Source organism: Sulfurivermis sp., from assembly GCF_059410345.1.
The window spans coordinates 136,415-158,687 of sequence record NZ_JBLJDO010000005.1; the positions used below are offsets into that span (position 1 = coordinate 136,415).

Sequence of the window (22,273 nt, forward strand, 5' to 3'; positions counted from 1 at the left end):
CGGGTTCCTCAGGTGATGGGGTACGGCAAAGGCGCTGAGGATACAGGAACCGCCTGCCATCGCCCACTGTATGACTGATTCGTTCCGAGCAGCCCGCCCTCCCTGCCCGGCAGAGCTTCCGCGGCACAGGGATGTGCCGCCATGTTCCAACGACGATAAGTCGTTGGAACATGAAGCGAATCGAAAATCACACTTTTCGATTCGCGTGGGCGGAGAAGCCCAGGATGGACTTATTCGGACCTTCCCAAGAAGAGCAGCGCTCATACCTCGTTTAAAACATGTACTTCGCCCCCAGCTCGAAACTGCGCGACGGGCCAGCGTAGATGCCCTGGCGCAGGCTGGCGATATAGCGCTCGTCGGTCAGGTTCTTCACTGCACCGGAGAGGCTGAGCTGCTTGTTCACCGCGTACTGCGCGCTCAGGTCGAGCGTGGTGTAGGCCGCCAGCTTGCCGGTGAAGAAGCCGCTGGTATTTTCCGTCAGCACCTCGGTATTGGCCGCATCGGTGTACTGCGCACCGACATAGTTGGCATGCAGCGCCGTCTTCAGGCCGCCGCTGCGGTAGGCCAGGATGAGGTTGGCCACCAGCTCCGGGGTGTAGGTGACGCGGTTGCCGTCGGGGATATCCACGGTGACGCCATCTGCCTTGTAGCGATCACCCACATACCTGGCCTCCGGCACATAGGTGGCGTTGACGTCCACGCTGAAGCCAGCATCGAAATCATAACCGAAAGCACCTTCCAGGCCCTGGTGCAGGGTCTTGCCGCCATTTTCCTTCACGAAGCCGCCGCTGTTGGAAGGGATGACCTGATTGGAAAAATCCATGCGGAAGGCGGTCATTTCATAGCGCATCCGGCCGCTTCTGCCGCGCAGGCCGATTTCGTAATTCATGGAGCGCTCCGCCTCCAGTTTCTGATCGGTACCGCCGCTGATGGCGTCGGCATTCTGCGCCGGGGCAAAGGCCTTGTAGACGCCACCGTAGATCTGTGCCGCCGGCGTGGCCTGCCAGGTGGCGCCGATGCCGGGCATCACTTCGGTGTTATCGGTTTTGCCGTCGTTGGCGTCGTTGCGCAGATCGTCGGTCTTTTGCGTGTAGCTTTCCACGCGCACACCGGGGGTGACCGCCAGCGTGTCGCTGACGATGAAGCGGTTCTGCGCGAACAGCGCGATGCTGGAGGCCGACTCGTTGCGCTCCACGGCGATGGTGCCAGAGCGCGGGTACTGCCGCGTGGCGTTGACGGTCACGTTGTGCATGCTTTCCTCGTCGATGCGCAGGCCCAGTTCGGCTTCGTTCTGCATGCCGAAGCTGTCGTGACGCACATGCAGACGGGTGTCGATGCCCTTGCGTTCGAAGGCGCGGTTGTTGCCATTCACGCTGTTGCTGTAGTTCCACTGCGTCAGGCCATCGACGATGATGGTCGGCGTGCCGCCCACGGTCCCGAAGCGCCAGTAGTCACGGTACATCTCACTCCAGTACAGCACCGTACTCAGGCTCACCGCAGGGCTGATCTCCCAGTCATGATTCACATCGACCGACTTGCGGCCGGTGAGAAACCAGTCGTCGGGCGCCGGGTTATAGGTTGCACCCGCCTTGTAGGCATCGAGGAACAGGCCGCGGTAGGAAATGTTGGCCTGGTTGTCGTAATGGGTGAACTTGAGGCCAACCCATTGATTGTCGCCCAGCGCCATGCCGCCCTTGATCATAAGGTCATCCATCACGAAGCCCTTGTCCTGAAAACCGTCGCTGGAAGCCTTGGTATAGACGAAGCCGGCGGAGGCATCGCCGGACGGCGAGCTGCCGCCCGCCTCCAACACACTCTCCTTGTAGCCGAAGGAGCCGACGCGGCCAGCGATGGATACGCCATCTTCCGGCTGCTTGGTCTTGTAGTTGATGACGCCTCCGATGGTGTTGGGGCCATAACGCAGGGAGGCGGCGCCCTTCAGCACTTCGATGCTCTCCATGCGCTGGATGCGCGGGTTGTAATAACGGCCGTTGCCGACGAACAGGCCGGGGGCGACCGGCACACCGTCCTCCAGGATCAGGGATTTGTAGTCACCGGCGCTCAAGCCGCGCATGCCAATGTTGGCGACGATGGCGCTTTCCTCTTCCGGCTTGATCACCACGCCGGGCACGGTCTTCAACGCCTCTTCGGTGGAGCGCGGCTGCTGCAATTCCAGCGCCTCCTTGGTGAGGATGGCCACAGCGCCGGGTTGCCGCGCCACGTCCTGTTCGCTTTCACCGACCACATCGATGCGCGGCAGGCGCACCTCGTCGGCGGTAACGGCAACAGGCGCCAGGGCGGCGGTGATGGCCAGGACCAGCGCACGTGGCGCGATCGAATTGAGGGTTTGATGCATGGGTAGAGCCTCCTCGTCAGCGGGTGTCATGTGGCTGTCACTGGCTGGCTGAAGCGCGGAGGCTTACTGGCTGGCTGATGATGTTCGAAATGCGAAACTACAAACTCGAAACCGTCATTTATCTTTCCGGCTCCATTACGAAGCCGAGCCGGGCGACGCCGGCGTTGCGCCCCGCCGCCAGGACACGGGCGACGTTGTCGTAGGGTGTGGTCTTTTCGGCACGCAGATGCACTTCCGTTTCCGCATCGATGCGCACGAGGTTCGCCAGACGTTCCTGCAATTCACCGTATTCCATCGACACATCGTTCCAGTACAGCCGGCCAGCGGCGTCGATGCTGAGGGTGATGGTGTCGGGTGTGGTTTCGTTGGGCATGCTACTGGCCTGCGGCATGTCCACCTTCACCGCATGAGTGAGCACCGGCGCGGTGATGATGAAGATCACCAGCAGCACCAGCATGATGTCCACCAGCGGAATGACGTTCATCTCCGCCATCGGTTCCTCGCGCCCGCCACCCAGCCCGCCGAAGGCCATCAGGCCACCTCCGCGCGCTGCGCCACCAGGGCGCAGTGGGCCGGTGTTACGCAGGCGCCGGTGGTGAGAAAGGCATGCAAGTCATGGGCAAAGCCGTCCATTTCCTCGGCCAGCACGCGATTGGCGCGGCTGAAGGCGTTGTAGGCCAGCACCGCGGGGATGGCGGCGGCGAGGCCGGCGGCGGTGGCCACCAGCGCCTCGCCCAGCGGCCCCGCCACCATCTCCATGCTGGCGCTGCCGGTGCGGGAGATTTCCACCAGGGCGTGATAGATCCCCCACACGGTGCCGAACAGGCCGACGAAGGGCGCCGTGCTGCCCACCGAGGCCAGCAGGGTCATGCCGGAGGAGGAATGGGCAGCCTCGCGGTTCATGGCATTGCGCAGGGTGCGCACCAAAAACTCGTCGACACCGCAGACATCGCCGATGTGGGCGCGCGAGCGGCAGGTGAAATGCTCCAGGCCGGCGATGCCGTTTCGCGCCAACCGCGCCAGGGGCGACACAGCATCGGCCGAAGCCACACCGGCCGCCGCCCGCATGTCGGCCGCATCCCAGAACGATTGGACGAATCGGTTGTTGGCGCCGCGCACCCGGCGCAGCCAGATGGCCTTCACGAGAATCAGATACCAGGTCAGCGACGACATCAGCAGCAGGGTGAGAAACACCCCAATCAATACCCAGTCGCCCTGTTCGAACACCAAAACCAGATTCATTCTAAAAATCTCAGTCAGTCCGCAAATGGACGCAAATATTCATGTTGTTACAAAGGGATGAACTGCTCACCCGCAGGTGAGGCGGTACATCGGCGGCTCTGATGGGCCACCAAATTTGCGTCCATTCGCGTTTATTGGCGGACTTAGTCATTTTTAGGTTCACTTTTCACCCCAGACTGAACACGATAGGCACGATGACCCAGGCCTCCACCGCGCGGCTGCCACGCCGCGCGGGAACGAAACTCCACCGCTGCACCACATCCAGTGCTGCCCGATCCAGGCGCTCGAAACCGCTGGAGGCATTCAGCTCCACCCGCCGCGGCTTGCCGTGCGGGTCCACCAACACGCGCAGGATGACCTCGCCCTGCTCGCCCAGCCGCTTGGAGATACGCGGATAGGCCGGCGCCGGATTGCGCAAGTAGTCGGCCTGGAAGTTCGGCTCCACCAAGGGCATCTCTTCATCGGCCACTTCACCCACTTCCGCCGTCGCAGTGGCCGGGACCTCCGGTTGCGGCTGAACGACCGCCTGCGCTTCCGGCGGCGCCGTCACCTTTGGCGGAGCCGGCCGCGGCACAGGCCTCGACGGCGGCGGCGGGGCAGGCGGCACCACCTCGACCGGTGGTGCCGGGCGGCTCGGCAGCAGGGATATGGTCACCACCTGGGGCCGGGAAGCCGGCGGTGTCAGACCGGGCGCCGCTACCCACACGGCCAGAACCACCGCCAAGCCGTGCAGGCCGAAGCTCACCGCCGCTGCAGAAAGCTGCAGACCGCGCCAGCGCGATACACCCACCAATGTCACGACGGCATGCCCCTGCGTTCCATGGGACTGGATACTAAATGCGGATGAGAACGATTGTCAATTAGATTATTGGCGGCGCGATATGTGGTGGTGTCGTCAAGGCGGACGCCTTGTGATGGAATAGCGCGATGGAAAACCTCAAAGCAGACCTGGTCCGCCACTACCGCTGGCTGCGCCAGTACGGCATCAACGACTCCCACAGCGGCAACGCCTCGGTACGCGACGGCGACACCGTGTGGGTCACCCCCACCGGCTGCTGCGCCGACCTGCTGGAGCCGGACCACCTGGTACGCTGCCACATCGACGGCAGCTGCGGTACAGGCGCCTCCCTGGACGCGCCGCTGCATATCCAGGTCTACCAGCGCAATCCCACGGCCCGCGCCGTGCTGCACAGCCACGGCGCCCACACGGTGGCGCTGACCATGAACGGGCAGGACTACCTGCCGCCCGACTTCGAGGGCCAGCTCTACTTCCCGCGCGTGCCGGTGCTCACCATCCCCTACAGCCACTACGTCGCCGAGGCGCCGCACAAGGTGGCTGAGGTGCTGGCGGAATATCCGATCACCGTGGTGCGCGGCCACGGCGTCTACGCCTGTGCCCAGACGCTGAACCTGGCCTACAAATGGACCTGCTCGCTGGAACTCTCCGCCAGAACCGCCTTCATCGCGCGCCAGGCGGGGACGCTGAACGTCTAAGTCAACACCTGCCGCAGAGACGCAGAGGCGCAGAGATGTCTTGGTCGTGGGAAATCAACAGACGGGCGGAGACAATTCCGGGCAGGATTTCCGCGTATAAATACTCTGCGTCTCCGCGTCTCTGCGGCAGATGTTCATGAAGGAATAAATAATGACCCAGCACGACATCCCGGCGGTGATGACCTTCGCCGGCAACGACCCCACCGGCGGCGCCGGCATCCAGGCCGACATCGAGGCCATCGCCTCCATGGGCTGCCAGGCGGCGCCGGTAATCACCGCGCTCACCGTGCAGGACACGCGCAACGTGATCCGCTTCGAGCCGGTGTCGTCGCTGCTGGTGATCGAGCAGGCGCGCGCGGTGCTGGAAGACATGCCCATCGCCTGCTTCAAGCTGGGCATGCTGGGCAGCGTGGAAAATATCGAGGCGATCCACACCATTCTGAACGACTACCCGGAGATCCCGGTCGTGCTCGACCCGATCCTGCGCGCCGGCGGCGGCAGCGAACTGGCCGATGCGGAACTCATCGATGCGATGACCGAACTGCTGCTGCCGCAGACCACCGTGCTCACCCCCAACAGCCAGGAGGCGCGCCGCCTCGCCCCCGAGGCCGACACCCTGGATGCCTGCGGCCAGGAACTGTTGGCGGCCGGCTGCGAACTGGTGCTGATCACCGGCACCCACGAAAACACCGCCACCGTGGACAACGTGCTCTACGGCAACATGCGCAAGCTGGAAACCTTCTCCTGGGAACGCCTGCCCTACAGCTACCACGGCTCCGGCTGCACCCTCGCCTCCAGCATCGCCGGCCTGCTCGGCCAGGGCCTGGAGCCCTTCACCGCCATCCACGAGGCGCAGGAATACACCTGGGAGGCGCTGAAAAATGGCTACCGCATCGGCATGGGCCAGCACCTGCCCAACCGGCTGTTCTGGGCGCGGGCAGAAGAGGAATAAAAATGCGGGATGGGCCTAGTCGGAGCCGTCCATGCGCCCGATGGCGCACGAAACAAAAGACGCCGCCTTGGCCTTGAGTGAGGCCACACCCTGCACCGAACCGGTCTCCGGGTAACCGGATTTGGCCAGTGCCGCCACCACCGCCGGGCGCAGCGACTCATCGGCCTCCACCTTCACCAAGCCTTCTTCCACCACCACCTCGGCGCCGCTCACGCCTTCGATCTCGGTGACGCGCTTGCGGATGGTGTTGGCGCAGCCGCCACATTTGATGTTTTCTACCTGTACGGAAAAAGCCATGAAAGTACTCCCGCTACTGCTCGGAACATCGCCCCTCGGCGAGGGGACCAGGAAACGGCTATTCTAACGGTCCCTGGCGCCACGCCAAGTAAGCGTCTTCCTCATCCCAGTAAACCGTTGCGACCAAAACACCATGACCTCCCTGCCCCGCGGCCTCTACGTCCTCACCGACAGCGCCCTGATCCCCGACGAAAAACTCGTCCCGGCCGTGGCCGCCGCCATCGCCGGCGGTGCGGTGATGGTGCAGTACCGCGACAAGAGCGATGACATGGGCAAGCGGAGGTGGGAGGCGCAGGATCTGGTCAATCTGTGCCGGCCGCTGGGCGTGCCGCTGATCATCAACGATGACGTGGCGCTGGCCGCGGCGGTGGGCGCCGCCGGCGTGCATCTGGGCCGCGACGACGGCGACATCGCCGCCGCCCGCGCCACCCTCGGCCCCGGTGCCATCATCGGTGTCTCCTGCTACGACGACCTGGTGCTCGCGGCGGCCGCGGCGGCCGCCGGCGCCGACTACGTGGCCTTCGGCAGCTTCTATCCCTCGCGGGTGAAACCCGATGCAGTACGCGCCACGCCGGCCCTGCTGCAACAGGCCAAACAGCAACTGCACCTCCCCATCACCGCCATCGGCGGCATCACCGCCGCCAACGCCGCGCCCCTCATCGCGGCCGGCGCCGACCTGCTGGCGGTGATCTCCGACGTGTTCGGCCAGCAGGACATCCGCGCCGCGGCGCGGCGTATTGCCGACCTGTTCGCGCCACCCTCGGGTACATAGTAACCGCAGGCCCGATAAGGCGTTGTGACCGTGGGGGATACGCCGCGCACAATAGGCATGACCAATCGCGGCGATTCAAACAAAGAATTGGCTGGATCGGCTCCCGCTCTCTACCTTTGAAGGCACTGGCGGCCAATCACAAAGGAGAGTGCCATGACGACCGAATCCAAGTGCCCGTTCCACCACAGCGCCGGCGCCGGCCCGTCGCTGCGCGACTGGTGGCCGAATCAGCTGAACCTCAAGATCCTGCACCAGCCCTCGCCCCTGTCCGACCCCATGGGCGATGGCTTCAATTACGCCGAGGAATTCAACAAGCTCGATCTCGCTGCGCTGAAGCAGGACCTGCGGGCACTGATGACCGACTCGCAGGACTGGTGGCCGGCGGACTTCGGCCATTACGGCCCGCTGTTCGTGCGCATGGCCTGGCACAGCGCCGGCACCTACCGCATCAGCGACGGCCGCGGCGGCGCGGGCGCCGGCCAGCAGCGCTTCGCCCCCCTCAACAGTTGGCCCGACAACGTCAACCTCGACAAGGCGCGCCGCCTGCTGTGGCCGATCAAGCAGAAGTACGGCAAGCAGATATCCTGGGCCGATCTCCTGATCCTCACCGGCAACGTCGCCCTGGAGTCCATGGGTTTCAAGACCTTCGGTTTCGCCGGCGGGCGCGCCGACGTGTGGGAACCGGACGAGTCGGTCTACTGGGGGCCCGAGGGCAAATGGCTCGATGACCAGCGCTACTCCGGCCAGCGCGACCTGGAAAATCCCCTCGCCGCGGTGCAGATGGGCCTGATCTACGTGAACCCGGAAGGCCCCAACGGCAACCCGGACCCGGTTGCGGCAGCCAAGGACATCCGCGAGACCTTCCGCCGCATGGCCATGAATGACGAGGAGACGGTGGCCCTCATCGCCGGTGGCCACACCTTTGGCAAGACCCACGGCGCCGGCCCGGCGACCGCGGTGGGACCCGAGCCCGAGGCGGCCGACATCGAGCAACAGGGCCTGGGCTGGAAGAGCAGCTACCGCAGCGGCAAGGGCGGCGACACCATCTCCAGCGGCCTGGAAGTCACCTGGACCACCACGCCGACCCAGTGGAGCAACAACTTTTTCTGGAACCTGTTCGGCTACGAATGGGAGCTGACCAAGAGCCCGGCAGGCGCACACCAGTGGGTGGCCAAGGGTGCCGGGGCGACGATCCCCGACGCCCACGACCCGTCGAAGCATCATGTGCCCACCATGCTGACCACCGACCTGTCCCTGCGCTTCGACCCGGTCTATGAAAAGATTTCGCGCCGCTTCATGGAACACCCGGACGAATTCGCCGATGCCTTCGCCCGCGCCTGGTTCAAGCTGACCCACCGCGACATGGGGCCGCGTGCACGCTATCTCGGCCCGGAGGTTCCGGCCGAGGCGCTCATCTGGCAAGACCCGATCCCGCCGGTCGATCACCCGCTCATCGACGCCAAGGATATTGCCGCCCTCAAGGCCAGGGTGCTGGCCTCGGGGCTGTCGGTGGCGCAACTGGTGTCCACTGCCTGGGCCTCCGCCGCCACCTTCCGCGGCTCCGACAAGCGCGGCGGCGCCAACGGCGCGCGCATTCGCCTCGCCCCGCAGAAGGACTGGGCGGTCAACCAGCGGGCGGAGCTGGCACGGGTGTTGAAGACCCTGGAGGGCATTCAGGGTGAGTTCAACGCGGCGGCCAGCGGCGGCAAGCGGGTATCGCTGGCCGACCTGATCGTGCTGGCCGGTGGCGCTGGCATCGAGCAGGCGGCACAGAAGGCGGGTCACGCCGTGACCGTCCCCTTCACGCCGGGGCGCATGGACGCCACGCAGGAACAGACCGACGTGGAGTCCTTCGCCGTACTGGAACCCTACGCCGACGGCTTCCGCAATTACCTCAAGGGCAAGTCCGCCGTCCCGGCCGAACACCTGCTGGTGGACAAGGCGCAACTGCTGACCCTCACCGCGCCGGAGATGACGGTGCTCATCGGCGGCCTGCGCGTGCTGAACACCAACTTCGACCACAGCACCCACGGCGTCTTCACCCGGCGGCCGGAGACACTCAGCAATGACTTCTTCGTCCACCTGCTCGACATGAGCACCGAGTGGCAGGCGGTGTCGGCGGACAAGGACCTGTTCCAGGGGCGCGACCGCAACACCGGCGAGGTGCGCTGGACCGCCACCCGCGTCGATCTGGTGTTCGGCTCCAACTCCCAGTTGCGGGCCCTGGCCGAGGTCTACGGCAGCGCCGATGCACAGCATAAGTTCGTGCAGGACTTCATCGCCGCCTGGACCAAGGTGATGAACCTGGATCGCTTCGACCTGGTCTGACGCCGGGCCTTGCGAATGCTGCCGGGGCGCCTGCCCCGGCAGCCGATTGGCGGTGACAACTTGCCCACCGTCACCTTGCCCCCTACAATCGGCATCCATTACGGCTCCATTTTGGAGGCACACCATGAGTGTCAATCTGTCCATCAAAAACGCCCCGGACGACCTGGTGCAGCAATTGAAGGCCCGCGCCGAGCGCCATCACCGCTCCCTGCAGGGCGAGATGATGGCGATCCTGGAGGCAGCGGTGCGTACGACCGAACCGCTGACGCCAACACAAGTGCTGGCACAGGTCCGTCAGCTCGGTCTGACCTCACCGGCCGAGGCGGTGGCGATGCAGCGCGAGGATCGGAATGACCGTTAAGGTCGTCGACGCCTCGGCAGCTGCGGCCATATTATTCGGCGAGCCGGCGGCGGAGACGGTGGCGCTGCGGCTGGAGTCGGCACGGTTAGTGGCGCCCGCCTTGCTTGGTTTCGAGGTCGCCAACATCTGCTGGAAGAAGGCGCGCCGCCATCCGGAACTACACGAAAAACTACTCACCGCGCACCGCCTGCTGGCGTCACTGGCCATCGACACCGTCGCCGTCGATCACCATGCAGCGCTGCAGCTGGCCCTCGAAACCGGTCTGACCGGGTATGATGCGAGCTATCTGTGGCTGGCCCGCCTGTTGAACGCCGAGCTGGTCACCCTGGATGATCGCCTGGCCGCAGTGGCCGGATAAACTCTGTACGCCCTTGGCGCTCTTTGCGTATTTGCGTTGAACTGTTTTTATCAATAGGAAAGCCATCACCATGCCTCACTCGCACGAACTCTTCGCCGCCGCCCAGAAACACATCCCCGGCGGCGTCAACTCGCCGGTGCGCGCCTTCAAGGGCGTGGGCGGCGAGCCGATCTTCTTCAAACGCGGCAATGGCGCCTACCTGTGGTCGGAGAGCGACAAGCAGTACATCGACTACGTGGCCTCCTGGGGCCCGGCCATCGTCGGCCACGCCCATCCCAAGGTCATCGAGGCGGTACAAAAGGCGGCGCTGAACGGCCTGTCCTTCGGCGCGCCCACCGTGACCGAGACCGTGATGGCCGATCGCCTGTGCGAACTGGTGCCCTCGATGGATATGGTGCGCATGGTATCGAGCGGCACCGAGGCCACCATGTCGGCCATCCGCCTGGCGCGCGGATTCACCAATCGCGACAAGATCGTCAAGTTCGAGGGCTGTTACCACGGCCACTCCGACTCGCTCTTGGTGAAGGCCGGCTCGGGCATGCTCACCCTGGGCGTGCCGAGCAGCCCCGGCGTACCGGCCTCGCTCGCCGAACACACCATCACCCTGCCCTATAACGACGCCGAAGCGGTGAAGGCCGCCTTCAAGACCGACGGCTTCCACATCGCCTGCATCATCGTCGAGCCGGTGGCCGGCAACATGAACTGCATTCCGCCGGTACCGGGCTTCCTGGAAACCCTGCGCGCGGTATGCGACGAGTACGGCGCGGTGCTGATCTTCGACGAGGTGATGACCGGCTTCCGCGTCTCCCTCGGCGGCGCCCAGGGCCACTACAAGATCAAGCCCGACCTCACCACCTTGGGCAAGGTCGTCGGCGGCGGCATGCCGGTGGGCGCCTTCGGCGGCAAGCGCGAGATCATGGAGAAGATCGCCCCGCTCGGCCCGGTGTACCAGGCCGGCACCCTGTCGGGCAATCCGGTGGCCATGGCTGCGGGCCTCGCCAACCTCGACCTCATCACCCAGCCCGGCTTCTACGAAGACCTGACCAAGAAGACCGAATACCTGGTCAATGGCTTCATGGCCGAGGCGAAGAAGGCCGGCATCCCCATGAGCGAGAACCACGTCGGCGGCATGTTCGGCATCTTCTTCACCGAGGAGGAAAAGATCACCAGCTACGGCCAGGCGGTACAGAAGTGCAACGTCGACCGCTTCAAGCTGTTCTTCCACGGCATGCTCACCGAGGGCGTGTATCTGGCGCCGTCGGCCTTCGAGGCCGGCTTCGTCTCGGCGGCGCACACCATGGCCGATCTCGACGCCACCATCGCGGCGGCAGGCAAAGTGCTGCGGACGTTGTAGCAGTCAAATCAATCCACCCATGAACGCAAAGGGACGCGAATAAATGCGCAACATTTGCGTTTATTGGCGTTCATTCGCGGACTGATTCTTTTAATCTCCATGCGTTATCAAATCATCCCCGTCACGCCGTTTCAGCAGAACTGCTCCCTCCTCTGGGATGAGCAGACCCTGCAGGGCGCGCTCATCGACCCGGGCGGCGATGAGGAGAAACTGCTCGCCGCCGTGCAGCAGGCCGGTGTGACCCTCACCAAGCTGCTGCTCACCCACGGCCATCTGGACCACGTCGGCGCGGCGGGCAGGCTGGCCGATCGGCTGGGCATCCCGGTGGAGGGACCGCAGGAAGAAGATGCCTTCTGGCTGGCGAAGCTGCCGGATCAGGCCATGATGTTCGGCTTTCCCGACACCGCCGCCTTTCTGCCCGAGCGCTGGCTCCATGACGGCGATACGGTGCAGGTGGGCGCCCTGACGCTGGATGTCATTCACTGCCCCGGCCACACGCCGGGCCATGTGGTGTTCCACCACGCGCCATCGCAGCTGGCCTTCGTCGGCGACGTGCTGTTCCGCGGCTCCATCGGCCGCACCGACTTTCCGCGCGGCGACCACGACACCCTGATCCGCTCGATCCGCGACAAGCTGTTTCCCCTGGGGGACGCGGTGACCTTCGTGCCCGGCCACGGCCCCCTCTCCACCCTGGGCCGTGAGCGCCTGAGCAATCCCTTCGTGGCCGACTGACAGTGGTCCATACCTGACGTAGAATAGGGCCTTTCTTCAAGGATGCTGCGGCCCCTGCCAGCGACAATGGAATGAACGCCTCCGCCTCGCCCCGCCATACCCCACAACCGGCCACCGTGGAGGCCGCCCTGGTGGACATGTTCCACCGCCGCGCGCCTGCGTCCATCATCGCCCTGAACATCCTGTTTGCCGGCCTGCTGGTCCTGCTGTGGTGGGAATACCTCGAGCCGCTACCGCTGCTACTGTGGTTCGGCGCCATGACCCTGGTGGCGCTGGCCAATATCCTGCGCCACCACCGTTACGAGGCCGCCCTGCGCAAGGGCGTCATGACTCCCGCGCACTGGCGGCACTCCTTCATCCGCGGCACCCTGGCCAACGGCCTGATGTGGGGCGCCGGTGGCATCCTGCTCTACAGCCCGACCTATCCGTTGCACAGCGCCGTGATCCTGTTGCTCATCTGCGGCATCGCCGCCGGCGTCGCCGCCTCGCAGGCCTCGGTGTGGCCGGCGGTGGTACTGTTTGCGATCACGGCAATCCTGCCACCCGCGGCCGCCATACTCGCCATCGGCGAACCCATCCATATGGTCACCGCCGGCCTGCTGACGTTTTATCTGGTGTATATCCTCACCGTCGGCGAGATCAATCACCGCACCCTGCTCGATGCCGTCCGCCTGCGGTTTGAAAACGACCAGCTGCTGCATCACCTGCGGGAACGGGAACAGCACTTCCGCTCCCTGGTGGAAAACGCGCCGGACATGCTGATGGCGGTCAGTGCCGACGGCCGGTTGCTGTTTCACAGCCCGTCCATGGAGCGCATGCTCGGCCATGATGCCGAACAGCTCGTCGGGCGCTCGGTGTTCGATCTGATCCATGCGGACGACCATGCGTTGGTACGCGACAAGATGCGGCAACTGCTGAGCGGCAACAGTGATAGCGGCAGCGCCGAAACCCGCTGGCGTGGCGCCGACGGCCAGTGGCATCTGTTGCAATGCGTGGCACGCCGTATCGGCGACAACGAACCGGCGGCCCTGGTGGTCAACGCCCGCGACATCACCGCCCAGCGCGCCATGGAGGATGAGCTGCGCCAGGCCCGGGACACGGCGGAAAAGGCCAGCCGCATCAAAAGCCAGTTCCTCGCCACCATGAGTCATGAAATCCGCACCCCCATGCATGCCATCCTCGGCATGGCGGAGCTGTTGCAGCAAAGTACGCTGAACGAGGCACAGCAGAGCTATGTGCGCACCTTCCAGACCGCCGGCCGCCACCTGCTCAACCTCATCGACGACATCCTGGATTTTTCACGCATCGAGGCTGGCGGCCTGCAACTGGCTGAGCATACCTTCCACCTGTGCCATCTGCTGGACGAGGTGAATGGACTGCTCGGACCGCAGGCCCAGGCCAAGGGTTTGCAGCTGCGCATCGAGGTCGACCCAGCGCTGGCACCATGGCGCCACGGCGATGCCCAGCGCCTGCGCCAGGTGATCGTCAACCTGGTGGGCAACGCCATCAAATTCACCCCGCAGGGTGCGGTGGCGTTGCGCGTTACCGCAGAGGAAGATTCCGCCGACATGCTGCGCTTTACCGTCACCGATACCGGTATCGGCATCGCAGCGGATCAACTCGCCAGCCTGTTCGCGCCGTTCAGCCAGCTCGACGCCGGGCACACGCGGCAACAGGGTGGCACCGGCCTCGGCCTGTCCATCTGCCGCCGCCTGATCGATGCCATGGGGGGAAGAATCGCTGTGGAGAGCGAGGTCGGCCGAGGCAGCCGCTTCAGCTTCACCGCGCGCCTGCCTCAGGGTGCGACTGCCCGCACTACGGCGATCAGCTCAACGGACAACACCGCCCCGCTGCCGCCGGCACACCTGCTGGTGGCGGACGATTCGGCGATGAATCGCCTGGTGATCAGGGAGTTTCTGAGCCATAGCCCCTGCCGTATCACCTTTGCCGACAACGGCGTGGAGACGGTGGAGCTGTTCATGCGACACCACTTCGACCTGGTGCTGATGGACATCCAGATGCCGCAACTGGACGGCCTGAGCGCCACCCGGCGCATCCGTGCCTACGAGGCAGAGCGTGGCCGCGCCGCCATACCCATCGTGGCCCTCAGCGCCAGCGCCATGGAAGAGGATCGCCGCGCCGCCCTGGCCGCCGGCTGCACCACTTTTACCCCCAAACCACTCGGCAAGGTCCATCTGCTGGAACTGTTGCGGCAGTATCTCGACACGACCCAGGCCCACGGTCCCGGGCACGAACTGGCCTAGGCTGGCGATTACTCTGCTTTGGCGCTGCGGCCGACGATGTCGCCCATCATCAGATCGAAATAACCCTTGGCGCCGCCGGCCATGAAGTAATAGGAGGCCACCTTTTCGGACTCCAGGTAATACTGCAGCCAGCGCACCTGCTGCCCCGCTTCGTCATAGATCAACAGGGTCTTGCCCTCCTGTCGCGCCTGCTCGACATACTTCTTCAGCGCCGCGTTATCCAGCGGCACCGAGCGCTGGCGCATGGGGAACAGGGTGATGGCCTCCTGCTGGAACTTGTCGCGCACATCGAGGATCAGGGCATTGTCGCCGATGCGCTTCTCGAAATCGGCCGGGCTCAGGGTATGGGCATCCAGCTTCGCCTTGCCGATGAGACTGGCCGCATCGACCGGAGAACGCCCCAGCAGCACGGAGTCATCCGGATAGGCCTTGACCCAGTCGAAGATGCCGGCGTCATAGGCAAACACATTGCCGACACCGTTGTTTTGCGCCTCCAGGGCCGCCTGATAGGACTTCATGCAGGTACGGCCGTTGCAATAGAACACGATGGGGTGGGTCGACTCGGCGCGCAGTGCCTTGATGGCCTCGACAAACCCCTTCTCGCCCAGCACCACATTCACTGCATCCTTGATGTGCAGCGTATCGAACTCGTAACGCGAGCGGGTATCGACAATGATCACATTGGGGCGCATGGCCTGCAACTGCGCCAGCTCCACCCATTTGACAGTGGGGTAACGCGAACGGCCCGGCATTTCGTCGCTGGCCCAGGCCGGCGCGGCGGCCAGCAGCAATGCCGTCAGCAACAACCAGGCGTAGCCGTCCCGGTGACAATTGATGATCTTCATGATTTTCCTCCCAGCTCTGCCACCGGATGTTCGGTGGCAACCCCTGCTTTGGTTATTGTTGTCAGGAACAGCCTGGCCTTAGCCTGCCGTTCCGCCGTCCTCTGTTGCTATGGAGTCCGGGGCGGAGGGTTTTATTCCGCCGGCCCCCTGTCCCAACTATGCACGGCGCGACGCACAAATGTTGTGCGGTCGCTCCCATGCGGGCTGACGCATTATGGCCTGCTGGGCAAATTTGTCATTGAACTTTCAAGGTTTCGTAGCACAATAGAAGAACTGAGCTATTTTAAATGACATTCATCACGCAGCATATCAGGTCAGGGAGCGCATCATGGCAGAGAAGAAATCGACCACCACCAGCAAGAAATCCACCACCGGCACGGAAGCAAAGCCCAAGGCCAGCCCCAAAACTGCCGCGAGCAAGGCAACCGCCCCAAAGAAGACCGCGGCCCCCAAGACCAGCGCACCGCGTGCGAAGAAGGCGGCCGCGACCAGCGTCAGTGAGGAGATGCGCCTGCACATGATCCGCGAGGCCGCCTACTATCGTGCCCAGCACCGCGGCTTTGGCGGCGGTGCCGAGATGGAGGACTGGTGTGCCGCCGAGCGCGAGATCGACGTGATGCTGGGGAGGCTGACCAAGTAGGCCTGCCCATCCCCCGAAAGCAAAACGCCGCTGTTACCAGCGGCGTTTTGCTTTCGGCGGCACCCATTATCCGGCAGCGGCGAGGGCCTGGGTGATATCGGCGATAATGTCGTCGATGTGCTCGATGCCGATGGACAGACGCACCATGTCCGCGGTCACCCCGGCAGCCTTCAGCTCGGCGTCGTTGAGCTGGCGGTGGGTGGTGGTGGCTGGATGGCAGGCCAGCGACTTGGCATCGCCGATATTCACCAGACGCACGATGAGCTTGAGCGCGTCGATGAACTTCGCCCCCGCCTCGCGTCCACCCTCGATGCCGAAGGACAGGATGCCGGAGCCGTTGCCGTCGCGCATGTACTTCTGCACCAATGCATAATCAGGCGAATCGGGCAGGCCGGGATAATTGACCCAGCGCACCTGCGGATGCTTCTGCAACATCTGCGCGACCTGGAGGGCGTTGGCGCCGTGACGCTCCATGCGCAGGGCCAGGGTCTCGATGCCTTGCAGGACCAGGAAGGCATTGAACGGCGACAGCGCCGCGCCCATGTTGCGCAGCGGCACCACGCGGGCGCGGCCGATGAAGGCCGCCGGGCCGAAGGCCTCGGTGTACACCACACCGTGATAGGACGGGTCCGGTGTGTTGAGCATGGGGAAGCGCTTCGCATGGGCCTTCCAGTCGAACTTGCCGGAATCGATGATGATGCCGGCGATGGAGTTGCCGTGGCCACCCATGTATTTGGTCAGGGCGTGCACCACGATATCGGCGCCGTGCTCGATGGGGCGGCACAGATAAGGCGAGGGCACGGTGTTGTCCACCACCAGCGGCACCCCCTTGGCGTGCGCCGCGGCAGCAAGGCGGCCGAAGTCCACCACGTTGGCCGACGGATTACCGATGGACTCGCAGAACACCAGCTTGGTCTTGTCGTCGATGAGCGCGGCCAGGGCGTCGATATCATCGTGCGCCGCGAAGCGCACCTGGATGCCCATGCGTGGCAGGGTGTGGGCGAACAGGTTGTAGGTGCCGCCGTACAGGCGTGCGGTGGTGACGATGTTGTCGCCGACCTCGCACAGGGTCTGCACCGTGTAGGTGATCGCCGCCATGCCCGAGGCCACCGCCAGCGCCGCCACGCCGCCCTCCATCTGCGCCACGCGCTGCTCCAGCACGGCATTGGTGGGGTTCATGATGCGGGTGTAGATATTGCCCGGCACCTTCAGGTCGAACAGATCGGCGCCGTGCTGCGTGTCGTCGAAGGCGTAGGAGGTGGTCTGGTAGATGGGCACCGCCACCGCCTTGGTGGTGGGGTCGGGGGCATAGCCGCCATGGATGGCGATGGTTTCCAGTTTCACGACGTGACTCCTCTTTTTTTGTTCCAGACCCGCCGCAGAGACGCGGAGGCGCGGAGAAAGCTTTTCGTATGTTACGGATGTGGCGCGGACTGTCCAATAGCCAAGCCGTTACGCCAACATCATCGCACGCTCAGGAGTACGAATCCTCCTCATGGTCAACTCTGCGGTCTCTGCGCCTCTGCGACGAAATTGGTTTTAGAATCACCCCATGGACTTCGGCCTGCTGGATATCATGCTCGACTGGCTGCGCGCCAACCCGGCCTGGGCCGGCGTGGCGGTGCTGCTCATCGCGTTCGGCGAGTCGCTGGCGCTGGTGGGGCTGTTCCTGCCCGGCGCGGTGTTGATGTTCGGCGTCGGCGCCCTGGTGGGCGCCGGGGTGTTGCCGCTGTGGCCCACCCTGGCCTGGGCGGCGGCGGGAGCCATCGCCGGCGATGGCATCAGCTTCTGGCTGGGACGTCACTTCCACCAGCGCATCCGCGTCATGTGGCCGCTGCGCAGCCATCCGGAACTCATCTCCCGCTCCGTCGACTTCTTCCACCGCCACGGCGGCAAGAGCGTGCTGCTCGGCCGCTTCATCGGGCCGATCCGACCGGTGATCCCGGTGGTGGCGGGCATGCTGGAGATGCCGGTGCGCCGCTTCGTGCTGGTGAATGTGATCTCCGGCCTGTTGTGGGCGCCGGTGTATGTGCTGCCCGGCATGGTGTTCGCCGCCTCGCTGGGCCTCGCCGCCGAGGTGGCCACGCGGCTGGCGCTGTTGCTCGGCACGCTGTTGTTGCTGCTGTTCCTGGTGTTGTGGCTGACACGCCGGCTGTTCGAGTGGTGGCACCGCCAGGCCTATCACCTGTTGCGGCGCGGCCTGTTCTGGGCCGAGCGCCACCCGCGCCTCGGCCATCTACCCGCCGCCCTGCTCGACCCAGCCCATCCCGAGGCACGTGGCCTCAGCCTGCTCGGCCTGCTGTTGCTTCTGGCCGGCGCTACGCTGCTGTGGACGGTGCAGGCACTGGGGGGCGGACCGCTGCCGGATCTGGACGAGGCGCTGCGCCACGCCCTGGAGGCGCTGCGCACACCGTGGGCGGATCGGCTGCTGCTGCCCCTCGCGGCCCTGGGCGCGCCGCTCACCCTGCTGCCGCTGTTCGGCACAGTGCTGCTCTGGCTCCTGCTCCGCCGCCAGTGGCAGGCCGCCAGTCACTGGCTCGCGGCAGCGCTGTTCGCGCTCCTGTTCGCCCTGCTGCAGGGGCTCACCCCTGCGGGGATCGCGCCGGCCAAGGCGGTGGTGGCTGCCGCCGCCCTCTATGGCTTTCTCGCCGTGTTGCTCAGCCGCGGCTGCGGCGAACGCTGGCACTGGCTGACCTATAGCGCCACGTCCCTGCTGCTGGCCCTGATCGGCTTTGCCCACCTGTATCTGGACAGTCAGCCGCTGTCGGCGGTGTTGATCGGCCTGTCGCTCGGACTGCTGTGGGCGACTCTGCTGGGTGTCGCCTGGCTACGCCACCCGGCAGGCCGGCCCGCCGCGCGCCCGCTGCTGGCAGTGGTGCTGCTGACGGTACTCATGGCGGGCGCATGGTATCGGACGCACCAATTTGCGACCGATCTGGCGCACTATGCCGTCCGCGCACCCGACCACCCGATGGACGTTACCCACTGGTGGCAACAGGGCTGGGCGAGCCTGCCTGGCGAGCGCGATGACGTGCGCCACCGCCACAGCCATCCGCTCACGGTGCAATACGCCGGCGAGCTGACGGCACTGCAACTGGTGTTGGAGGCACAGGGCTGGCGGCGCCCCGTCGCCCTCGACGCCCTGAGCTGGCTGCAATGGCTCAACCTCTCTGCCGCGCCGGCGCAATTGCCGGTGTTGCCCCAGGTCCATGCCGGCCACCACCAGCACCTGCTGCTGATCCGCCCTGCGCCGGACGGCCACCGTGTGCAGGCTTTGCGGTTGTGGCCCAGCGGAGTGCGACTGCAACCGGGCGATACCCCTTTGTGGATCGGCAACTGCACCTGGCTGGAGAGCGCGCGCGTACTGGGCAGCTTTGCCGTACCACGCACGGTGGAGGATTTCGCCACACCGCTGCCACCACTGCGGGAGGATCTGCACGCGGCGGGCTGGAGGATAAACGTGGTACGGCGGGAAGATGGCCGCGAGGCGGTGCTGGTGCAGCGGTGAAGCCATGGTCTGGACGCTCACCTGCCTAGACAAAATCCCCGTTTTCCATCACGGCGCGCAAACGCTCCAGCCGCGCCAGTGCATCGTCCAGTTGCAACAGGTATTGCTTCAGCTCCAGCTTGAGCGGCAGCAGTTCGGTGAGGCGGGCACCAAGCCAGGCCGCATCATCATAATGGCGCGGCAGCTTGGCGTAGGGAAAGTCGAGCTGATCCAGGATGCCCTGTAGCAGTTGGGCCAGGTGCCGATAGTCCTCCGGCACAACGCAGGGCGGCTCCGCCGCCAGCAATTCCACCTCGGCGCGGACCAACTGGTTGGGCTGCACCTCGCTGGTGAGGATGCGGAAGCGCTGCTCGCCGCTGACGTTGATGCCGAGCAGGCCATCGTCGCGGCGATCGAACCAGCTGATGCGCGCCAGCGTGCCGACCTCGTAGGTACTCGCCGCGACACCGATCTCCTTGCCCTCACGGATCAGACAGATACCGAAGCCGCTGTCCTGCCGCAGGCAGTCGCTCACCATGTCGAGATAGCGCGGCTCAAAGATACGTAGCGGCAGGACGCCGCCGGGAAACAGGACGGTATGCAGGGGAAACAGCGGTATGTTCAGCCTGCGCATGATGCAAACCTAGTCGCCCCAGCGTGGGGCAAGCCTCTGTTCCAGGCCGAGATGATCAAGGATGCGCGCCACCACAAAGTCCACCAGATCGGACACCTGCTGCGGCTGGTGATAGAAGCCGGGCGCCGCCGGCATCACGGTGACGCCGAGACGGGCCAGGGTGAGCATGTGTTCCAGATGAATCGCCGACAGCGGCATCTCGCGCGGCACGATGATCAACTGGCGCCGCTCCTTCAGCATCACGTCGGCGGCACGCTCCATGAGATTGTTGCTGGCGCCGGTGGCGATGGCCGACAGGGTGCCGGTGGAACAGGGACACACCACCATTGCCCGCGGCGCGCTGGAGCCGCTGGCCACCGGCGCCAGCCACTGGTCCTTGCCAAACACCTGCAACTGGCCCGGTGCGGCCGCGTACATGCCGCTGAAAAAGGCCTGCATCTCCTCCGGCCGCCCCGGCACCTTCAAATCGGTTTCCGTCGCCAACACCACCTGCGCCGGCGCCGACACCATCAGATACACCGGCTGCCCGGCCTCGATCAGACACTGCAACAGACGCAGGCCATAGGGCGCGCCGGAGGCACCGGTCATGGCCAGGGCGATGGCGTCGCGGCTCATCGTGAGCAAACCCCTTTGTCGCAGAGACGCAGAGATACAGAGACAGCCTGTTCGTAAAAATCCGCTGTCTTGCACAGCGGCGAGCCGACCGGGCGGGCGATGGGGTAATGCTCGGACTTCATTAACATTCTCCGCGCCTCCGCGTCTCTGCGGCAGATGTTCAGTGTTTCAGGGCGTCCAGCAGCTTGGCGTGGATACCGCCGAAGCCGCCGTTGCTCATCACCAGCACGTGGTCGCCGGGGCGGGCCGCGGCGCGTACGGCGGCGACGATGGCATCGATATCAGCGTAGACGATGCCCCGCTCTCCGAGAGATGCGGCTGCGGCGCCCAGATCCCAACCCAGGTCGGACGGGTGGTAGAGGAACACCAGATCGGCGGCGGCCAGGGACGGCCCCAGGGTATCGCGGTGCACGCCGAGACGCATGGTGTTGGAACGCGGCTCCAGCACCGCCAGGATGCGGGCGCTGCCGACCCGCTTGCGCAGGCCGGCCAGGGTGGTCTCGATGGCGGTGGGATGGTGGGCGAAGTCGTCGTACACCGCCACATCCCCCGCCACGCCGCGCAGTTCCAGCCGGCGCCGCACGCTCTTGAACTCACCCAGCGCCGCGCAGGCCTGCGCCGCCGGCACACCGGCATGGCGCGCCGCGCCGATGGCGGCGAGGGCATTGCTGACGTTGTGCCCGCCGAGCAGCTCCCACTGTACCGCGCCCTGCTTCACGCCGTTCCAGAAAACCTCAAACCGGCTGCCATCCCCGGCCAGCAGCTGCGCACTCCAGCCGTCGGTAGCGCCAAACCGCTCCACCGGCGTCCAGCAGCCCATCTTCAATACCCGCGCCAGCGCCGCATCCGCTGCCGGCGCCAGGATCAGCCCCTCGCCCGGCACCGTGCGCACCAGATGGTGGAACTGCCGTTCGATGGCGGTGAGGTCAGGGAAGATGTCGGCGTGGTCGTATTCCAGGTTGTTGAGGATCGCCGTACGCGGCCGGTAATGCACAAATTTGGAACGCTTGTCGAAGAAGGCGGTGTCGTACTCGTCCGCCTCCACCACGAAGAACGGCGTGTCGCCGCCACGGGCGGAGAGGCCGAAATTGTGCGGCACGCCGCCGATGAGAAAACCCGGCGCCATGCCGGCATAGTCCAGGATCCAGGCCAGCATGGAGGCGGTGGTGGTCTTGCCGTGGGTGCCGGCGACGGCGAGCACCCACTTGTCGCGCAGCACATGTTCGGCCAGCCACTGCGGCCCGGAGGTGTAGGGGATGTTGCGGTTCAGCACATGCTCCACCGCCGCGTTGCCGCGCGACAGGGCATTGCCGATCACCACCCTGTCGGTGTGCGCCGGGATGCCTTGCGGCGCATAGCCCTCGGTGAGGTCGATGCCGGCAGCGGCAAGCTGCTCGCTCATGGGCGGATACACGCCGGCATCCTGGCCCGATACCGTATGGCCGGCGGCACGCGCCAGCAGCGCAATGCCGCCCATGAAGGTGCCGCAGATGCCGAGGATGTGTATGTGCATGGGATGCCTTTACGTTGGATTCTCTGCCG

21 protein-coding genes are annotated in these 22,273 nt (G+C 65.2%); 11 read left to right on the forward strand and 10 right to left on the reverse strand.

Going from position 1 to position 22,273, the window contains the following annotated elements:
• Positions 1–271 precede the first annotated feature (271 nt).
• From ACMV8A_RS06280 to ACMV8A_RS06295, 4 genes are all read right to left on the reverse strand, one after another.
• The gene (locus tag ACMV8A_RS06280; RefSeq protein ID WP_495324904.1) at positions 272–2,356 is read right to left on the reverse strand and encodes a TonB-dependent receptor family protein; all 2,085 of its coding nucleotides are present in this window, start codon (positions 2,354–2,356) and stop codon (positions 272–274) included.
• Between the two features lie 118 nt (positions 2,357–2,474).
• A complete protein-coding gene (locus ACMV8A_RS06285) occupies positions 2,475–2,888 on the reverse strand; it encodes an ExbD/TolR family protein (protein WP_495324905.1) in 414 nt (137 codons plus the stop codon).
• Complete coding sequence (locus ACMV8A_RS06290; RefSeq protein WP_495324906.1) at positions 2,888–3,598, reverse strand: MotA/TolQ/ExbB proton channel family protein; 711 nt, start codon at positions 3,596–3,598, stop codon at positions 2,888–2,890. The genes ACMV8A_RS06285 and ACMV8A_RS06290 overlap by 1 nt, the downstream gene beginning before the upstream one ends.
• 166 nt (positions 3,599–3,764) lie before the next feature.
• On the reverse strand, positions 3,765–4,397 hold the full coding sequence (locus tag ACMV8A_RS06295; protein ID WP_495324907.1) for an energy transducer TonB: 633 nt from the start codon (positions 4,395–4,397) through the stop codon (positions 3,765–3,767).
• A 128-nt stretch (positions 4,398–4,525) separates the two neighbouring features.
• Here ACMV8A_RS06295 and ACMV8A_RS06300 point away from each other — a divergent pair, with 128 nt between their 5' ends.
• Together ACMV8A_RS06300 and thiD are read left to right on the forward strand one after the other, a co-directional pair.
• The gene (locus ACMV8A_RS06300; RefSeq protein ID WP_495324908.1) at positions 4,526–5,092 is read left to right on the forward strand and encodes a class II aldolase/adducin family protein; all 567 of its coding nucleotides are present in this window, start codon (positions 4,526–4,528) and stop codon (positions 5,090–5,092) included.
• A gap of 151 nt (positions 5,093–5,243) precedes the next feature.
• Positions 5,244–6,044, forward strand: coding sequence for a bifunctional hydroxymethylpyrimidine kinase/phosphomethylpyrimidine kinase (thiD, locus tag ACMV8A_RS06305; protein ID WP_495324909.1), 801 nt, complete (start codon positions 5,244–5,246; stop codon positions 6,042–6,044).
• Positions 6,045–6,059: 15 nt separating this feature from the next.
• Here the strand turns inward: thiD and ACMV8A_RS06310 are convergent, their stop codons facing one another.
• On the reverse strand, positions 6,060–6,341 hold the full coding sequence (locus ACMV8A_RS06310) for a heavy-metal-associated domain-containing protein (RefSeq protein ID WP_495324910.1): 282 nt from the start codon (positions 6,339–6,341) through the stop codon (positions 6,060–6,062).
• Positions 6,342–6,474: 133 nt separating this feature from the next.
• Here ACMV8A_RS06310 and thiE point away from each other — a divergent pair, with 133 nt between their 5' ends.
• The 7 genes from thiE to ACMV8A_RS06345 all read left to right on the forward strand — a co-directional run bounded on the left by thiE (position 6,475) and on the right by ACMV8A_RS06345 (position 14,510).
• Complete coding sequence (gene thiE / locus ACMV8A_RS06315) at positions 6,475–7,113, forward strand: thiamine phosphate synthase (protein WP_495324911.1); 639 nt, start codon at positions 6,475–6,477, stop codon at positions 7,111–7,113.
• A 153-nt stretch (positions 7,114–7,266) separates the two neighbouring features.
• Complete coding sequence (gene katG, locus ACMV8A_RS06320) at positions 7,267–9,441, forward strand: catalase/peroxidase HPI (RefSeq protein WP_495324912.1); 2,175 nt, start codon at positions 7,267–7,269, stop codon at positions 9,439–9,441.
• 124 nt (positions 9,442–9,565) lie between these two features.
• On the forward strand, positions 9,566–9,802 hold the full coding sequence (locus tag ACMV8A_RS06325; RefSeq protein WP_495324913.1) for a FitA-like ribbon-helix-helix domain-containing protein: 237 nt from the start codon (positions 9,566–9,568) through the stop codon (positions 9,800–9,802).
• Entirely contained in the window at positions 9,792–10,160 is a 369-nt protein-coding gene (locus ACMV8A_RS06330; protein ID WP_495324914.1) for a type II toxin-antitoxin system VapC family toxin, read from the forward strand. The genes ACMV8A_RS06325 and ACMV8A_RS06330 overlap by 11 nt, the downstream gene beginning before the upstream one ends.
• A 70-nt stretch (positions 10,161–10,230) precedes the next feature.
• Positions 10,231–11,514, forward strand: coding sequence for a glutamate-1-semialdehyde 2,1-aminomutase (gene hemL, locus ACMV8A_RS06335; RefSeq protein WP_495324915.1), 1,284 nt, complete (start codon positions 10,231–10,233; stop codon positions 11,512–11,514).
• A 99-nt stretch (positions 11,515–11,613) separates the two neighbouring features.
• The gene (locus ACMV8A_RS06340) at positions 11,614–12,246 is read left to right on the forward strand and encodes an MBL fold metallo-hydrolase (RefSeq protein ID WP_495324916.1); all 633 of its coding nucleotides are present in this window, start codon (positions 11,614–11,616) and stop codon (positions 12,244–12,246) included.
• Positions 12,247–12,317: 71 nt separating this feature from the next.
• The gene (locus ACMV8A_RS06345; RefSeq protein WP_495324917.1) at positions 12,318–14,510 is read left to right on the forward strand and encodes a hybrid sensor histidine kinase/response regulator; all 2,193 of its coding nucleotides are present in this window, start codon (positions 12,318–12,320) and stop codon (positions 14,508–14,510) included.
• Positions 14,511–14,518: 8 nt separating this feature from the next.
• Here the strand turns inward: ACMV8A_RS06345 and ACMV8A_RS06350 are convergent, their stop codons facing one another.
• Entirely contained in the window at positions 14,519–15,355 is an 837-nt protein-coding gene (locus ACMV8A_RS06350; RefSeq protein ID WP_495324918.1) for a rhodanese-like domain-containing protein, read from the reverse strand.
• A 328-nt stretch (positions 15,356–15,683) separates the two neighbouring features.
• On the opposite strand from ACMV8A_RS06350, the gene ACMV8A_RS06355 reads away from it, so the two are divergent.
• The gene (locus ACMV8A_RS06355; RefSeq protein WP_495324919.1) at positions 15,684–15,995 is read left to right on the forward strand and encodes a DUF2934 domain-containing protein; all 312 of its coding nucleotides are present in this window, start codon (positions 15,684–15,686) and stop codon (positions 15,993–15,995) included.
• 66 nt (positions 15,996–16,061) lie between these two features.
• Here the strand turns inward: ACMV8A_RS06355 and ACMV8A_RS06360 are convergent, their stop codons facing one another.
• The gene (locus ACMV8A_RS06360; protein WP_495324920.1) at positions 16,062–17,339 is read right to left on the reverse strand and encodes a bifunctional O-acetylhomoserine aminocarboxypropyltransferase/cysteine synthase; all 1,278 of its coding nucleotides are present in this window, start codon (positions 17,337–17,339) and stop codon (positions 16,062–16,064) included.
• Between the two features lie 208 nt (positions 17,340–17,547).
• Between ACMV8A_RS06360 and ACMV8A_RS06365 the strand changes: the two genes are divergently transcribed.
• Positions 17,548–19,503 carry a VTT domain-containing protein gene (locus ACMV8A_RS06365; RefSeq protein ID WP_495324921.1) on the forward strand — a complete coding sequence of 652 codons (1,956 nt, stop codon included), beginning with the start codon at positions 17,548–17,550 and terminating at the stop codon, positions 19,501–19,503.
• Positions 19,504–19,528: 25 nt separating this feature from the next.
• Here ACMV8A_RS06365 and ACMV8A_RS06370 read toward each other — a convergent pair whose 3' ends face one another.
• The 3 genes from ACMV8A_RS06370 to mpl form a co-directional block, all read right to left on the reverse strand.
• Positions 19,529–20,116: an LON peptidase substrate-binding domain-containing protein gene (locus ACMV8A_RS06370; RefSeq protein WP_495324922.1), complete on the reverse strand. Its 588-nt coding sequence runs from the start codon at positions 20,114–20,116 to the stop codon at positions 19,529–19,531.
• 9 nt (positions 20,117–20,125) lie between these two features.
• On the reverse strand, positions 20,126–20,731 hold the full coding sequence (locus tag ACMV8A_RS06375; protein WP_495324923.1) for a flavin prenyltransferase UbiX: 606 nt from the start codon (positions 20,729–20,731) through the stop codon (positions 20,126–20,128).
• A gap of 160 nt (positions 20,732–20,891) precedes the next feature.
• Positions 20,892–22,244, reverse strand: a complete 1,353-nt coding sequence (gene mpl, locus ACMV8A_RS06380; protein WP_495324924.1) for a UDP-N-acetylmuramate:L-alanyl-gamma-D-glutamyl-meso-diaminopimelate ligase — start codon at positions 22,242–22,244, stop codon at positions 20,892–20,894.
• Positions 22,245–22,273 lie beyond the last annotated feature (29 nt).

Coding starts and splice junctions, on each gene's coding strand:
- ACMV8A_RS06285 (WP_495324905.1), bottom strand. CDS start 2,888: ATGGCCTTCGGCGGGCTGGGTGGCGGGCGCGAGGAACCGATGGCGGAG.
- hemL (WP_495324915.1), top strand. CDS start 10,231: ATGCCTCACTCGCACGAACTCTTCGCCGCCGCCCAGAAACACATCCCC.
- ACMV8A_RS06310 (WP_495324910.1), bottom strand. CDS start 6,341: ATGGCTTTTTCCGTACAGGTAGAAAACATCAAATGTGGCGGCTGCGCC.
- ACMV8A_RS06345 (WP_495324917.1), top strand. CDS start 12,318: ATGAACGCCTCCGCCTCGCCCCGCCATACCCCACAACCGGCCACCGTG.
- thiD (WP_495324909.1), top strand. CDS start 5,244: ATGACCCAGCACGACATCCCGGCGGTGATGACCTTCGCCGGCAACGAC.
- ACMV8A_RS06350 (WP_495324918.1), bottom strand. CDS start 15,355: ATGAAGATCATCAATTGTCACCGGGACGGCTACGCCTGGTTGTTGCTG.
- ACMV8A_RS06370 (WP_495324922.1), bottom strand. CDS start 20,116: ATGCGCAGGCTGAACATACCGCTGTTTCCCCTGCATACCGTCCTGTTT.
- ACMV8A_RS06325 (WP_495324913.1), top strand. CDS start 9,566: ATGAGTGTCAATCTGTCCATCAAAAACGCCCCGGACGACCTGGTGCAG.
- mpl (WP_495324924.1), bottom strand. CDS start 22,244: ATGCACATACACATCCTCGGCATCTGCGGCACCTTCATGGGCGGCATT.
- ACMV8A_RS06375 (WP_495324923.1), bottom strand. CDS start 20,731: ATGAGCCGCGACGCCATCGCCCTGGCCATGACCGGTGCCTCCGGCGCG.
- ACMV8A_RS06355 (WP_495324919.1), top strand. CDS start 15,684: ATGGCAGAGAAGAAATCGACCACCACCAGCAAGAAATCCACCACCGGC.
- ACMV8A_RS06290 (WP_495324906.1), bottom strand. CDS start 3,598: ATGAATCTGGTTTTGGTGTTCGAACAGGGCGACTGGGTATTGATTGGG.
- ACMV8A_RS06300 (WP_495324908.1), top strand. CDS start 4,526: ATGGAAAACCTCAAAGCAGACCTGGTCCGCCACTACCGCTGGCTGCGC.
- ACMV8A_RS06340 (WP_495324916.1), top strand. CDS start 11,614: ATGCGTTATCAAATCATCCCCGTCACGCCGTTTCAGCAGAACTGCTCC.
- ACMV8A_RS06365 (WP_495324921.1), top strand. CDS start 17,548: ATGGACTTCGGCCTGCTGGATATCATGCTCGACTGGCTGCGCGCCAAC.
- ACMV8A_RS06280 (WP_495324904.1), bottom strand. CDS start 2,356: ATGCATCAAACCCTCAATTCGATCGCGCCACGTGCGCTGGTCCTGGCC.
- ACMV8A_RS06330 (WP_495324914.1), top strand. CDS start 9,792: ATGACCGTTAAGGTCGTCGACGCCTCGGCAGCTGCGGCCATATTATTC.
- katG (WP_495324912.1), top strand. CDS start 7,267: ATGACGACCGAATCCAAGTGCCCGTTCCACCACAGCGCCGGCGCCGGC.
- thiE (WP_495324911.1), top strand. CDS start 6,475: ATGACCTCCCTGCCCCGCGGCCTCTACGTCCTCACCGACAGCGCCCTG.